Source organism: Streptomyces odontomachicola (genome assembly GCF_039605595.1).
Lineage (GTDB): Bacteria > Actinomycetota > Actinomycetes > Streptomycetales > Streptomycetaceae > Streptomyces.
This window is the reverse complement of sequence record NZ_JBCFOK010000012.1, coordinates 207,408-220,786: the sequence shown is the minus strand read 5'-3', so window position 1 is coordinate 220,786 and position 13,379 is coordinate 207,408. Positions and strand designations below refer to the sequence as shown.

14 protein-coding genes, 1 tRNA gene and 1 pseudogene are annotated in these 13,379 nt (G+C 71.3%); 2 read left to right on the top strand and 14 right to left on the bottom strand.

The features are described from left to right. Positions 1-66 precede the first annotated feature (66 nt). The gene (locus ABEE00_RS22615; protein ID WP_345747439.1) at positions 67-378 is read right to left on the bottom strand and encodes a hypothetical protein; all 312 of its coding nucleotides are present in this window, start codon (positions 376-378) and stop codon (positions 67-69) included. A 261-nt stretch (positions 379-639) separates the two neighbouring features. Between ABEE00_RS22615 and ABEE00_RS22610 the strand changes: the two genes are divergently transcribed. Continuing rightward, positions 640-1,572, top strand: coding sequence for a metallophosphoesterase (locus ABEE00_RS22610; RefSeq protein WP_345747438.1), 933 nt, complete (start codon positions 640-642; stop codon positions 1,570-1,572). 73 nt (positions 1,573-1,645) lie between these two features. Then, positions 1,646-1,719: transfer RNA gene (locus ABEE00_RS22605), tRNA-Pro, on the top strand. Positions 1,720-1,839: 120 nt separating this feature from the next. Here the strand turns inward: ABEE00_RS22605 and ABEE00_RS22600 are convergent. The 13 genes and pseudogenes from ABEE00_RS22600 to ABEE00_RS22540 all read right to left on the bottom strand — a co-directional run bounded on the left by ABEE00_RS22600 (position 1,840) and on the right by ABEE00_RS22540 (position 12,960). After that, positions 1,840-3,354 (bottom strand): LacI family DNA-binding transcriptional regulator, encoded by a 1,515-nt coding sequence (locus ABEE00_RS22600; protein ID WP_345747437.1) that lies wholly within the window; start codon positions 3,352-3,354, stop codon positions 1,840-1,842. 72 nt (positions 3,355-3,426) lie between these two features. Beyond that, positions 3,427-3,741 carry a helix-turn-helix domain-containing protein gene (locus ABEE00_RS22595; RefSeq protein ID WP_345747436.1) on the bottom strand — a complete coding sequence of 105 codons (315 nt, stop codon included), beginning with the start codon at positions 3,739-3,741 and terminating at the stop codon, positions 3,427-3,429. 434 nt (positions 3,742-4,175) lie between these two features. After that, positions 4,176-5,653 (bottom strand): annotated as a pseudogene (locus ABEE00_RS22590) (ATP-binding protein). Positions 5,654-5,655: 2 nt separating this feature from the next. After that, entirely contained in the window at positions 5,656-6,543 is an 888-nt protein-coding gene (locus ABEE00_RS22585) for a bifunctional DNA primase/polymerase (protein WP_345747435.1), read from the bottom strand. A 94-nt stretch (positions 6,544-6,637) separates the two neighbouring features. After that, entirely contained in the window at positions 6,638-6,835 is a 198-nt protein-coding gene (locus ABEE00_RS22580) for a hypothetical protein (RefSeq protein ID WP_345747434.1), read from the bottom strand. After that, positions 6,832-7,575, bottom strand: a complete 744-nt coding sequence (locus ABEE00_RS22575; protein ID WP_345747433.1) for an exonuclease domain-containing protein — start codon at positions 7,573-7,575, stop codon at positions 6,832-6,834. The genes ABEE00_RS22580 and ABEE00_RS22575 overlap by 4 nt, the downstream gene beginning before the upstream one ends. A gap of 83 nt (positions 7,576-7,658) precedes the next feature. Further along, a complete protein-coding gene (locus ABEE00_RS22570; RefSeq protein WP_451918642.1) occupies positions 7,659-8,123 on the bottom strand; it encodes a hypothetical protein in 465 nt (154 codons plus the stop codon). A 222-nt stretch (positions 8,124-8,345) separates the two neighbouring features. Then, positions 8,346-10,358, bottom strand: a complete 2,013-nt coding sequence (traB, locus tag ABEE00_RS22565; RefSeq protein ID WP_345747432.1) for a plasmid transfer protein TraB — start codon at positions 10,356-10,358, stop codon at positions 8,346-8,348. Positions 10,359-10,440: 82 nt separating this feature from the next. Continuing rightward, complete coding sequence (locus ABEE00_RS22560; RefSeq protein WP_345747302.1) at positions 10,441-10,581, bottom strand: hypothetical protein; 141 nt, start codon at positions 10,579-10,581, stop codon at positions 10,441-10,443. Position 10,582: 1 nt separating this feature from the next. Then, a complete protein-coding gene (gene traA / locus ABEE00_RS22555) occupies positions 10,583-11,110 on the bottom strand; it encodes a plasmid transfer protein TraA (protein ID WP_345747431.1) in 528 nt (175 codons plus the stop codon). A gap of 103 nt (positions 11,111-11,213) precedes the next feature. Next, complete coding sequence (locus ABEE00_RS22550; protein ID WP_345747430.1) at positions 11,214-11,594, bottom strand: hypothetical protein; 381 nt, start codon at positions 11,592-11,594, stop codon at positions 11,214-11,216. Next, a complete protein-coding gene (locus ABEE00_RS22545; protein ID WP_345747507.1) occupies positions 11,591-12,694 on the bottom strand; it encodes a hypothetical protein in 1,104 nt (367 codons plus the stop codon). Before ABEE00_RS22545 ends, ABEE00_RS22550 begins: the two co-directional genes overlap by 4 nt. After that, the gene (locus tag ABEE00_RS22540) at positions 12,694-12,960 is read right to left on the bottom strand and encodes a DUF6284 family protein (RefSeq protein WP_345747429.1); all 267 of its coding nucleotides are present in this window, start codon (positions 12,958-12,960) and stop codon (positions 12,694-12,696) included. Before ABEE00_RS22540 ends, ABEE00_RS22545 begins: the two co-directional genes overlap by 1 nt. Positions 12,961-13,379: the final 419 nt, after the last annotated feature.

Below are 13,379 nucleotides of genomic sequence, written 5' to 3'. Positions count from 1 at the left end.
GCACCCCGGCGTCCCGGCCGACGCGTTTTCCCCGGGGCGGGCCCGGCGAGCCCGTACGCTCCCGTCCTACATGCCGCTGAGAGCGATCATCAGGCCGCCCACCGACAGCAGCGTCCCGGCGACGTAACCGAGGCCGCCGGCCACCACCGCCCGGACGCCCGGCAGCCGGCGGCGCGCGACCAGGTAGACCGCCAGCCCCGCCGCGCAGCCGACGATCACGTGGAAGAGCGTCAGTATCCAGCCGGCGCAGGCGGCCGCTGCGATGCATCCGGAGGCCACCGGCGCCGCCCTCGGGCCGAGGTCGCGGCGGACGAGCGCGTACGTCACCGAGCCGGCGACCAGCGCGGTGAACGCGGCGATGACGTAGAACATGACCACGACTGACTCCCTTAACTCCCTTTTCCCCGAAGGCAGTTGGTGCATCGGCAGCCACATCAGTATGCCTGCGCCACGCGGCGTACGGGGGCGGAGCAGGTACGGGGCAGGCACGGGGCCGGCGCGGGCGCAGGAGGGCGCCCCGTAACCCCGCCGGGCCGGGACAACGGCCGCTCCGGAAGCCGACGTTCAGGCGCCTTCCCTGCGTACGGCCGTGGCTCGGCGCGGGGCCGCGGCGGGCTCCTGATCTGCGACCATGGCTCCATGCGTGCGCGATACGGAGTCCCCCTCGGCATCACGGCACTCGGCGCGGCCTGCGCCGGATATGCGGCGGTCATCGAGCCCCGCGCCTTCCGCCTGCGGAGAGTGGAGGTGCCGGTGCTGCGGCCGGGACAGCATCCGCTCCGGGTGCTCCAGGTCTCCGACATCCACATGGTCAGCGGCCAGAACCGGAAGCGCCGCTGGCTCCAGTCGCTGGCCGGCCTGCGCCCCGACTTCGTGATCAACACCGGCGACAACCTCTCCGACACCGAGGGCGTCCCCGAGGTCCTGGACGCGCTGGGCCCGCTGATGGAGTTCCCGGGCGCGTACGTCTTCGGCTCGAACGACTACTACGGCCCCCGCTTCCGCAACCCCGCCCGCTATCTGGCCGAGAAGGCCGCGGGGCGGCACGGCCTGAACGGCAATCCGCCGGTCGTCGGCGCCGTCCACAACCCGTGGGAGGGCATGCGGGACGCCTTCGACGCGGCGGGCTGGGCCGACCTCACCAACCGCCGCGCGCGGATCAAGCTGGAGGGCGGCCGCGAGATCGCGCTGACGGGCCTGGACGACCCGCACATCAAGCGCGACCGGTACGCGCAGGTCGCGGGCGGCCCCGAGGGCGACGCCGATCTCGACCTCGCCGTGGTGCACGCCCCGTACCTCCGGGTGCTGGACGCCTTCACCGCCGACCGCTATCCGCTGATCCTCGCCGGGCACACGCACGGCGGCCAGCTCCGCGTCCCCTTCTACGGCGCGCTGGTCACCAACTGCGACATCGATACGGGGCGGGCCCGCGGCCTCTCCCAGCACCGCGCCGCGGGACACAGCTCCCACCTGCACGTCTCCGCGGGCTGCGGGGCCAACCGCTACACGCCGATGCGGTTCGCGTGCGCCCCCGAGGCCACGCTCCTGACCCTCGTCCCGCGCCCCGCCTGACCCCTCCCGGACCCCCTCCGAGAACCGGATTTCGCGTGAGCGCTCACCTGGGCTAAAGTAGTCGTCGTTGCCACGGGGTGTAGCGCAGCTTGGCAGCGCGCTTCGTTCGGGACGAAGAGGTCGTGGGTTCAAATCCCGCCACCCCGACAGGTGGAACACCAGGTCAGGGCCCTGATCCGCACAGCGGATCAGGGCCCTGACTCGTTTCCGGGGGCCTCTTGGGAGAAATCTGGGAGAAGATCTTGGAATCCCGCTCCCGGAGCTGCCTTACTGACGGGCCGTCATGCGCGCCCGGAGAAGGTCGTTCAACACCGCCACGGGTGACGTGGAGCACATCGCCAGCCGGGCATCGAGCGCCGCTTCCCACTCCCCGGTCAGACCGGCCAGCAGGTTCTGCCGCATCTGCGGGGTGATGTGGTCGTAGCGCGCCTGCACCGACCCGTCCAGGTGCCCCATGCGCTCGTCCATGAGCTTCGGCGGTGTGCCGAGCTCCCGCATGCGGGTCTTGTGGGTGTGCCGCAGCCCGTGCGGGGTCAGCCCCTCGGCCACCGGTCCCCAGCACGCGTCGGCCCGGTCCGCCGCTCCCCTCCCCCGTACCGGCACGCCGGGGAAGGGGTCCGCGAGGATCGGCACAGGCCGGGCCTCCTGCGGCGCCTTCTTCGGGTACCAGCCGGAGACCGCCGGCGTGAACAGCCATGTGGCGAAGCCGTTCCGCCGCCAGTGCGCGGCCTGGTCGACCGCGCCTCCCCCGCGCGTGAAGCCGAGGTCGGCGATGGCCTCGTGAACGCGCGCCTTCGTGGACTCCGCCACTCGGTCGGGGCGGTTGAGGACGTTGGACACGGTGCCGGTGGAGACCTGAGCGCGCCGTGCCACGTCCACCAGCTTCGGCCCGGTCTCCCCGGTACGGGACATCGCCTGCCCGCGGAAGACGTAGGTCTTGCCGTGGCAGTGGCAGGGCTGCGGGTTCGTGCGCGCGATCTGCCGGGCCAGCAGAGCGTGGTGCCAGCCAGGGGTGTCGATGTTGCGATAGCTGTCGTCCTTGGGCGGGCAGCGTACGAACTCCCCGGAGTCGAGCTCGTAGAGCTGCCACTCGACGCGAATGTGGTCCTGGCGGACGAACTCCGTCTCCAGGCCGACGATTTCACCCCAGCGGGCGCCGGTGTAGCCCTTGGTGACGGTGGCGATGAACTCGTCGTCCCGGCCGGAGAGGAGCGATGCGCGCTCGGCGGTGAGGAGGATGCCGAGCGGGTCCGTCACCACCTTCTCGGGAGTACGGTCGCGCGAGCGCCCTGCTCGCTTGCCCCGCCCGCGGCGCTTCGTGGCGGGGTTGGAGCTGATCAACCCCTCCTCCACGGCGTCCTCGAAGACCAGGTGCAGAGTCCCGCGCCAGGTCTGCACGCTGGACGCCGCGTACAGCTCTTTCTCGCGCTTCTCCCAAGTGGTCACGTCGGCGCGGGTGATGGTGGCGAGTGGGCGCTCCTCGAACTCCGGCAGCAGGTGCTCTTCGAGGTGTCGGCGGTAGTTCTGCATCGTCGATGCGGCGAGATCCTGTTCCGCGTACCAGCGAGAGGCGTAAGCGCCGAAGGTGATCTGCCCGGCCGCGGGGTCCTTCCAGGTGCCCTCTTCGACCTTCGCTTCTTCGGCATCCGCGGCCTTCTTGGCTTCCCGCTTCGTACGGAAGCGGATGGTGACTCCGGCCTCGTTCGAGACCGTGCCGTACCGGCCCTCCGAAATCTTGTAGCGGCCACGCCAGTACTTGCCACGGTTCTCAGCGAACCCCACGCTCTTCCTTTCTCCATGGGTACGCAGGGGCGGAGCCGCAGTTCGTGGCTCCGCCCCTGAAAGTGCTTGTGGTCAGGCAGCGGCGTTGCGAGCGCGGCGGGGGCGTCGTGCCCGCAACCGCGTCACCGGTGCTGAAGAGGTGGAGGACGGGCGCCGTGCGGACATCGCCTCAGGCCCGCCGACCGGCCCTTGTGCCGGCCGTTCCTCCAGAAGCGCCAGGGCCTCGTAGAAGTGCTCCTTGGTGAAGCGGTAGCCGCCCCCGCTCTTGATGAAGGGGATGCGTCGGCGCCGGGCCTGGTCCTTCACCCACCACTCCGAGCAGCCGAGGGCATCGGCAACTTCGGCGGCTTCGTACAGGCGGGGGAGGTCGTTCTGATGGCGTGCCATCAACTGGTCTCCTTCGTCTGAAGGTCGCGTGTGTCCGAGGGGCGGATTTCTGCGTCACCAAGTCACTTCCGTCATGCGCGAGGCTGACCAGGTCTTTCGGGGTGACGCATGGGCGTTGAAGCGCGTCATCTGTGACGCAGGCCGTCGTCACCGGTGACGCGAGTGACGCGGGGTGACGCAGCCGGGGCCGTCCTGCGTCACTGCCGTAGTGGCAGGTCAGAGGCGGTTTTCCGCCCGTGAGTGACGGGGGTGACGCAGGATCTCTCTTCTTCGGAAAAAGAGAGGAGAGTCTTCCTGTTGGGGCGCTCGTTCAAGAGCGAAGAAGGAGCCGCTTCGCGACGCGCCCTTCAAGCGGCGCAAGCGCCGAAGAGCAAGAGGAGCACCCGTGCCGTGGTGCTCTTCTTCCTTGCACCCGGCGGTTGTTGGCCCGGGCATCAGAGCACCTGCTGCTCGCCCGGGGACGGCTCCGGCGGCCGGGACATCGCGATGTACCGGGCCCTGCGGGTGCGCCCCCAGTCGACCTGGACGCCGCGGGCGGCGAGGGTGGGCTGGAGGCGCTTGAGGCGGTCGGAGAGGACCTTGCCGGTGGTCGGCCACCCCTTGGGGAGCTGTCGGCAGTCCTCGCCGGTGTAGAGCCGGGTGAGGCAGTGCAGCCACTCGGAGGAGGTCATCCGCTCTTCCGACCCCGGCGCGAGGCCGGCGGCGTACTTCAGGACCGTCTGTGCGAGGAGGTCGCCCTCGATGACGTCGTCGTTGAGGTCGTCCAGGCTGGCCCGGTAGGCGGCCAGTGAGCCGAAGCCGGTGGCCTCGTCGAGCTGGGCGCACAGGTGGGCGAAGTCGGCCATGCGCAGGTCGGTGGGCGTTTCGGCCTGGGTCGCGCGGACCTTGACCGTCAGGTCGAGGAGGGAGCCGAGGATGGCCGGCAGGGCTTCCTCGAACTCGGTCCACAGCTCGGCCTCGGTCCGCCGCACCCGCGGGCGCTCCAGCCGCAGCGGCAGGAGCCGCTCGGCCAGGTCGGGGCGGATGACGCCGACGTCGATGCCGGTCATGAGCAGCGGTCGGCGGTAGCGGGCGAGGGCCACGTCCCCGTCGGTGTACAGGGCCCGTTTGACGGTCTCGGCTCCGGTGACGATGCAGCACATGGCATCGGAGAGGTCCGGGCCCAGGTGGGAGAGATTGTCCAGGGCAGTGACCCAGCCTGCTGCGACGGCCGCGATCAGGTTCTCCTCGTCCTTCGGCGCGCGGCGCAGGTCTCCGCTCATGCCCTCGATGATCCGCACCAGCATCCGCCCGCCGGTCGACTTCCCCGCGCCCTGCGGGCCGGTGAGGAACGGAACGGGGCCGGGACGGGCACGGACGGGCCGAGGCAGCCGATGAGCCAGGCGATCGCCAGGCATTCGGTCTCCGCGTTCGCGAAGTTGCACAGCCGCAGCAGGAGATCGATGCCCTTGCCGTTCGTGTCCTTGGCGGGGAGGGGGAGTTCGCCGGTGAGCTGGGTGCGCCGCCAGCACACCTCCTGCGGATCGGGAGTGAGGATGTCCCAACCCGTGGGGTGGATGCGCACCGACTGCCCATCAGCGCGGCCCAGGTCCAGCCACGTCGCGCCATCGCTGCCGGGAGCGACGCGGATGTGCACGGGCTGCACCTCTTCGGTCATCGCGAGTGCCTCGATCAAGTCCAGTGCCTCCTTGAGAGCGGTGCCGCTGAACGCGCCGAAGCCGTCCGCGTACAGGCCGACCATGAGCTCCTGGCGGTGGCTGCCCGCCGTGCCCTGCGAGCGGATCGGACGGGCCACGGGCTGGCCGTTGCGCTGCGCGTACACGGTGCCGTCGGCGGTGCGGAAGTAGCGGAAGTGGGCCTGCGCGTAGTCCGTGATGACCTCGCGGGCCGGGGTCTTCTCGTCCTCGGACATGCTCAGAGCCCCAACTTGGTACGGGCGTTGCTCCACGCGTCCGTGCAGTGCCGGGCTGTCTCGCCCTTGGCCTGGGCGGCGGTGAACAGCCGCGCGACGTGGGCGTCGGTGAGGCAGCCGCACCGCCCGTGCGCGGACAGCACGGCGAGGAACGTGCGGTAGACGGTCGCGTGCACCCGCTCGCGGGCCTCGGTGATGCGCTGCTCGGCCATCGCGACCCCGCGCTCCAGATAGGCGGGCGTGCGGTGCCGGCACTCTCCACCCTCGGCCCCTGCGGGCGCGGTGGCGGTCTGCGGCACCGGCCGGGGCGTGGCCGGTTCCTTCGCGGCCAGGGCGCGCACGGCCTCGGGCAGCGCGGCCGTGGTGCCGGTGCCGGTGCCGAGCCAGCGGGCGTAGGACATGCGGGATTTGATGTCCACGCCGTCGCGGACCGCGTTCACGGACGGCATCGTGCCCCGGTAGATCCAGTGCTCACCCCGGGTGGAGGGCACCGTCCGGGTGGCCGGGAGCGAGGCGCGCGCCCACTCGACAGCGTCGGCGTGGTCCAGGTCGAGAACGGTGAGACCGGCGCCACCGGGGTGGTAGGCCACCGCCGCAGCCTCACACCAGGCCCGCGCCCACGCACGGGAGTTGATGACGCCGAGGTCGGTGGTGGCGGCGGCCCAGCCGTGGCACGGCGCCGGGCAGGCGCAGAAGCCGGGGACCTTCATGTTCGGCCGGCCGCCACAGGCATTCTGCGCGCACGCCGGGCAGTTCCCGTACGGCACCTTGCCCCTGCGCAGCGGCAGCACGGGCAGGCACTCGGCCGCGAGCCGGAGGGCGGTGCCCAGGTGCTCCTCTTGGGGCGAGGCTCGTACGGTCGCTCGCCGGATGTTGGTGGGTTGGGTCATGCTGGAGACCTCCGGTGCTCTTTGGGAGTGCTGGGTGGACGAGGGCGGCCCCGGTTCTTTGGAGAGAGAGGGGCCGCCTTCGTGTGTGCTGGGGTTAGGCAGGGGATGGGGAGTCGGCCGTGCCGTTGTCGTCCGGGTCGGTCCGGTGGTCGGCGGTGAGGTAGAGGCGGACCCTCATGCCGTCGCGGGTGGGCATCTGGCGGGCAGGGCCGGTGGTGAAGGCGTCGGCTAGGGCTTCGCGTACGCGGTCGGTGTCGGCCTGGTCGCAGATGACGCGGATCTCGAAGGTCACGAGGCATCTCCTCCGGTGGTGTCGGGAGCGGGGAGCAGGGGCCAGGCGGGGTTGACCACGGCGGTGGGGTCGGTGCGCCGCAGGTGTCGTTGCAGTCCAGCGGCCTGCTCCATCGCCCATTCCTGCTGGCGCTGGTGGAGTTCGGGGAGGGAGAGGGCGGCGAGCTGCGGGTAGGCGCGGGGCAGGCGCCAGGCCAGTCGTGCGGCGGCGAGTGCGTCTTCGACGGCGGTGTTGGGGCCGTCGTGGCGGACGCGGTAGTGCTCGCACAGTGCGGGCAGGGTGCGGCGTCCGCGCCGGTAGCGCTCGACCTGCTTGTCGAGGACAGCGGGGTCGATGACCGGGGCCACCTCGTTGGAGAAGGCGGCGCCGTGGCGGGCAGCTTCGCGGGCGAGGACGGTGAGCGCGTACGGGGCGCGGAAGACGACCACCGGCCACCCCGCCGCCAGTGCCTCGGTCAGCTCAGTGATGATCTCCGGGAGGGCTTCGGCCGGTGACCGGCCATCGGCGCGGGCTTGCTCGGTGGTGATGCCGTGGATCGTGGTGGCGTCGGCGGGGATCTCGATGCCCGGGTTCAGCAGCCAGGTGGTGGTGTGCGGCTGACTGCTGGTGCCCACGGCGGCGACGGCGGCGGACACGATCCGGGCCGTCTCGGGGTCCGTGCCGGTGGTCTCCACATCCAGCGCGAGCATCGGTCCGTTGCCCCAACTCGTGGCGTCGGGGCCGGTAGTGGGTTCGGACATGCTGGTGTCTCCAGCTCTGTGAGAAGTACTGGCACACGAGGGCGGCCCCGGATCATTGGCGTGAGACGGGGCCGCCTTCGACGTCAGTGGTGGTGGATGGTGCCCTTGGCGCGGCCGAAGAGGCCGGTGGCGGTGACGTGCTGGGTGATGTGAGTGGCGCGGCCCCGGGCGCGCAGAAGGGCCACGGCGGCGAGGCCGCTGGTGGCGATGAGGGCGACGGCCGCCCACAGGGCGTGGCTCATGGCGATCAGTCCCGGTGCAGCGTAGGAGAGGCCGACCCCGGCCGCGCCGATACCGATGCCGACAGTCGGGGCGAGCAGCGCGGTGGTCTTGGCCCAGGCCGGGATCGGCTGAGCCGCGGGCGCCGACTGCTGCGTGGGGGCCGGAGCCTGGGTGTAGGCGAGAGTGCGGTGCCCGTCGGGCAGGGTGACCAGCTCGACTCCGGGCGGGAGCTCTTCCGGCGCCATCGGCGGATAGCGCACGGCGGGCGGCCGTGCGGGCTGGTCGGCGCGGGCGAGGGTGGTGATCTGCTGCGGCACAGGGTCCACAAGGCGCCTCCAAATCAGCGCCGGACGGCCCTCGATGAGGACCGCCTGGAGGTGATGGCGGATGAGGTGTCAGCCGCAGGTGTCAGCGCGGCGGCTGAGGCCGCGTTTCCCTAGGTCTATGCGCGTGCGCGCGCGAGCTGACACCGGCCTGACACCCCCGCTGACACCCTGAAGAAGCGCGTTGTGGGTGTCAGCGGGGTGTCAGTGCAGGTCAACGGGGTGTCAGGCGGCGGTGAGGGTGGGGTAGAGCAGCCGGTAGGTACCGGCTGTCTCGGTCTCCTCGATGTGCACGCCCTCGTCGGCCAGCTCGTTGAGGCGCCCGGAGAGCCAGGCCCGGGAGCGGCCGTAGCGGCCGGTGCGGCCGTGCGGCTGGAAGTGCCGAGGCCCGATCTCCTCCAGCCCCTGTTCGCGGCACTCGTCCAGCACCCGCAGCAGTTCCGCTTCCGCCTCCTCCAGCGACTTGTCCTCATCCTCGCCGGGGTCGGGCTGCGCGAACGTCCACACCTGCCCCTGCGCCACGGGAGGGATCTCGGCGTCGGGGTCGGTGTTCAGCCCGCTCTCGTCGCTCTCGTCCTCGTCGCGATCGGTGAGGCGGGCGGTGATGTCGCGGTTGATCTGGCGCTCCAGCAGAGCCTCTTCCTGACGCTGCTTGACGTCCTTGCTCATGACCACGGCCTCCGGAGTGTCAGTGCTGGTCAGCGGGGTGTCAGCGCCGTAGACGGTGCGGTTGGCGTACGCCTCACCCGCCGCGCGGGCGGTGACCGGATCGGCAGGCGTGCGGGGCGCGTTGGCGAGCGCGGCCTCAATCTGGTCGTCGTCGATGAGGTAGGTCCGCAGCGGGGTGGCATAACGTTCCTCCTCGACGCCGGGGGCGACGAGGTAGGCGTAGCCGGGCTTGCGGTTCTCCCACGCCTCGGGCCGGGCGCCGGCATCGCGTACGTCGTCGGGCAAGGCCATGTCGGCGGTGGTGCCGCCCTTCACGCCGAAGCACAGCACCCCGCCGAGCTGCTCGCGCACGTCCGTGGGCATGGACGTAGAGCTCGGGCGCTGGAGGCTGATGATGACGGAGATTCCGGCCGAGCGGGCCTCCATCACGAGCCCTTCCATCTCGGTGCCGTCGCGGAAGAACTTCGCGGCCTCCTCGATCCACACCACCATGTACGGCATGCCCAGCTCGGCATGCGCGTCCGGGGTCCAGTTCTTGAACCCCGCCCGGCCCAGCGCGTCAGCCCGGGCGGTGATGACCTCCGAGAGGGCGTCGATCATCGCCTCACCCCCGGCGGCACTCATCTCCACCCAGTCCAGGTACGGCAGGAACGGGGCGAAGGTCTGCTGCCCCTTCGACGGATCGACCGCCCACACGATCACGTCGCGGCGGGTCAGTGCCTCGGTGATGACCACGGACTGACCGGCCGACTTCCCCGACCCGTTCATCCCGGCCGTCAGGTAGTGGGTGGCGTTGCGCCCACTCTTCTCGTCCCAGGGGAACCAGAGTTCGGCGTCCGCGCCGTCCTCGTAGATCCCGGGCACGATGGCCTCGGTGATCGAGCCCCCGGGGTTGCGCGGGCCGGGCCACGGGGTGGGCTTCTTGAGCATGTCCTCCGGGACGAGGACCATCTCGCCGCGGGCGGCGTTCTCCGGATCGGGCTTGATGCGGATCGAGTTGGGCGAGATGCCCAGCTCGGAGGCGATGTTGTTGATCCGATTGCCCAGGTCGGCGTTGGTCAGCTCGCCGGGGGTGAGCTGGTATCCGGCAGTGACCTTGTTCGGCTCGACCTTCGGCTCCCCGCGCAGCTTCGCCTTCGCCTTGCCCAGGCTCTTGGTCAGCACCCCGGTCTCGGCCGCACCGTCTGCGGTGGCGGTCTCGGGGTTGGCGCGCAGCGCCTTACGGACGTTCCAGGAGGCGGCGACCATCGAGCCGCCGATGGCCAGCCACGCCAACTGCGTGGAGCCCAGCGGGTCGGTGAAGGCCGCGGTGGTCAGGTAGCCGGTCGCCGCGGCCGTGGTGGCGGTGGCGTGCGCCCGGCGGGCCTCGGTGGTGTTCTTCCCCGCCCACCACGTCGCGGCGGTCAGGGCTCCGGAGGCGAGGGTCATGCCGATGGCCACCAGGGGCTGGTCGCCCCAGGCGGCGTGCGCGGCGTAGGTGGCCGGCACTTCCCCGGCCATAGCCAGCCAGGGGCGGGCGTGCGGGGACTTCAGCGCCTTCCAGGCGTCGTTCTTCGGGCTGTCGGACACGGTGTCACTCCAGGTCAAGCAGGTGCCAGGGAGGAGAGAAAGGGGCCCGCCCCGAGCGCGTTCGGGGCGGGCCGGGCCGCTGCTAGAGGGCGGCGATGATCAGGTAGAGGACGAAGAGTCCGCCCGCGATCGCCAGGCCGTCGCCGAGCAGGACGTACCAGCGGATGCGCAGGTAGAGGGCGAAGAGGAGCGCGGCCACGGCCGCGACGTAGGCGTCGAGCACGTCACCGCCACCCGAAGCGACTGTGCGGCTTCTGCTGGTGGCGCCCCTTGCCGATCTGCATCAGCTCGGCCTCGTACTCCCGCTCAAAGGCGGAGTAGAGGGCGGCGTACCACTTGGCGATCATCTTCTCGGCCTGCGCGATCCGCTTGAGCCACCGTGTGACGCGGCGGGCCCTCGCGCGGGCGCCGGACATGGCGCCGGTGGTGTCGGGGATGTTGCGCAGACGGCCCTCCAGCATCTCCGCGTCCAGCGAGCGCTCGACCGCGCGCTGGCGGGAGTCCTTGCGCCCGGCCTCGCAGAAGGCGCGGATGTCCTCGTTGGACAGGAAGTCGCCACCCGGGGCGCCCTTCTGCCCGGCCTTCGCGGGCGCGGCCTCGGCGCCGCCCTTGAGGACGGAGATGTTCACGGTCGGGTTGACCGACGGACTGAACGCCCGGGACTTGTTGATCGCCTTGTCCACGTGCGGCCCGCGAGGCTGGGAGGCGGGCTGGTTGGGAACGGCGCGGACGGAACGCTGCGGGGTAGCCACGAGTGGCTCTCCTTCCAAAAACGGGAAACAGGCAGGTCAAGCCGCAGGCGGGCAACCCGAGTGGGCCGCCCGCCTGTTGAGAACTGGGGATGTGCGGTGGTGCTCAGCCGTGGTGGTGCGGGTGGTCGTGGGCGACCTCCTGCCAACGGCGGGACTCCGCGGCGTCGGCGCCGATCAGGCGCACGCTGAAGGTGCAGCCCTTGGCCGGGCACCGGTGCGTGGTGCTGATCCACGAGTCGATGAGCAGTTCCACGGCCCGGCTCCACGCGATCCAGGCCAGCAGCGCGACTGCGACCGTCGCCGAGCCGGAGAGGCCGTAGGAAGTGCTCATCTGCCAGGTGAACCACGCGGCGACGGGCACCGGCCCAACCACCGGGAGCCACGTGGCCAGCGTCGAACGAGAAGAGAGCGTCGTGCGGGACATGCAGATCTCCTTTCGGGCCGCCATCGCGAGCGGCGCGGTGCGGATCAGGCGGGGGCTCACGGGGCGTTCTCCTCCTGCTCGATCAGTGCGCTCCAAGCGGCCCGGACGCGGCCCTCTGCGCCGACGAAGCCGCCCTCGCGGAAGGCGGTGGCGGCCTGGCGGTAGGACATCGGCGGGTCGATCGAGTGCCGCAGGTAGCGCAGCACCACGACCAACTGCGCATCGCTCAGCGGGACTCCGGCCTCCGGGGCCGTCACGCCCGCGACGGCGGCGACCTCCGCCAGCGTCACGGCCGACCGCTCCACCGGCACCGACTCACCCTCACCCGCCTCGCCGTCACGGGTATCCGGGACCGCCACGGGCTCCGGCTCCGCAGGCGTGACGCCCGACTCCTCGCCGACCGGCGTACTGGGCGTGACCTGCGTGTCTGTGGCGTCACGGCTCTCCGTGACGCCCTCCTCGCCCGGGGCCGGGGAGGCGGCGGGGAGGGCGGGTGTGACGCTGCCCGTCACGGCGGGCGTGACGGGCACGGCGAACATGTCGGCCAGCGCGGCGTCCGCGCCGGTCGTCACGCGCTCGCGCTGGACCGTGACGAGCTGCTCGCCCAGCGCCGTGTCGCCGGTGCCGACCTTCCGGGCCAGCCGCCAGGAGGTACGCACCGAGCGCCGCTGCACCTTCGCGTCGGGGTGGTTGGCGGCGCGGGCGCGGTGGTAGGCCAGCGCGCGCAGCACGGTGGCGGACTTGGCCTCTGCCTCCGCGTCCCGTCCGTCGGTGTGGACCACGATCCGGCGTGCGAGGAAGGCCATGCCCTCGGCTGCCACGCACATGCCCATCGGGGTCACGGCGTAGATGACGGTGCGGCCCGGGTCGTCGGCGGCCATCGCCGCCATCACCGAGGCCGCTGCCGGCAGTGCCCACAGCCCGGCCCGCACGGGCCACGGCGAGGACTGCCCGAGCATGGTCAGCCCGAGCAGGACCAGGGCGAGCACGGCGGTGGCGCCCTCACCGGCGGCCACCGCACCCAGCGCGGTGCCCCTGCCGTAGGCGCCGCTGACGTTGCTGTAGGTGCCGACTCCACCGGCCACCCCGGTGGCCAGCATCGGCACGAACGCCGCGGCGAGAACCAGCTTCTGCGGCCTGCTCAGCGAACGGCGCTCCATCACGCCACCTCCCCAGCAGCCGCACCTTGGTTGGCCAGCTCCCGCCGGGCGGTCAGCACCTTGCGCTGGACTCGCCGCAGGCGCCGCCAGTCCAGCTCCGACAGGACGCGGTCGAGCGTGGCGATATACACGTCCAGCAGCTCGACTTCCGCGGTGATGACGGGCAACTCGGCCTCGATCGCGTCCAGTTCCGCAGCCGACGGCTCGCGGTCAAGCTCCGAGGTGTATGGGGTAACAGCCGCGTGAGCGGCACCGATGCACTTCATGGGTCGTGTCCTCTCGAATCGATGCGACCCGACAGCGGTCCCGGTGTTGCACCACCGGGACCGCGCCGTTGTGAGCCAAGGACTCCGGCTCCCCTCAGCCCCGCCCGTACGAGACGGGCGGAGGAGGCAACCGGCCCGCGGCGCCGAAGCGCCGCGGAACAGTGGGGTTGTGCTGTGTCTCCTTCGGGAGCGAGCTCCCGTTTCAGGCGTCGTGAGACACGTGACCTTTCGGTCTCGCCCTCCGGGATGCCAAGGGCCCGGGTCCCTCGCCCCGGGTCGCCCCGGGCCTCATGACCCCCGCAGGGGCCCACGTCTCGCCATGCACATGTACTTGTGCACTCATGTGCAGGAGTGACATGTAAGAGAGTGCCCAACTCCTGTACATGAGTCAACCCCGTCGCGGATCTTTGTGCCGCGAC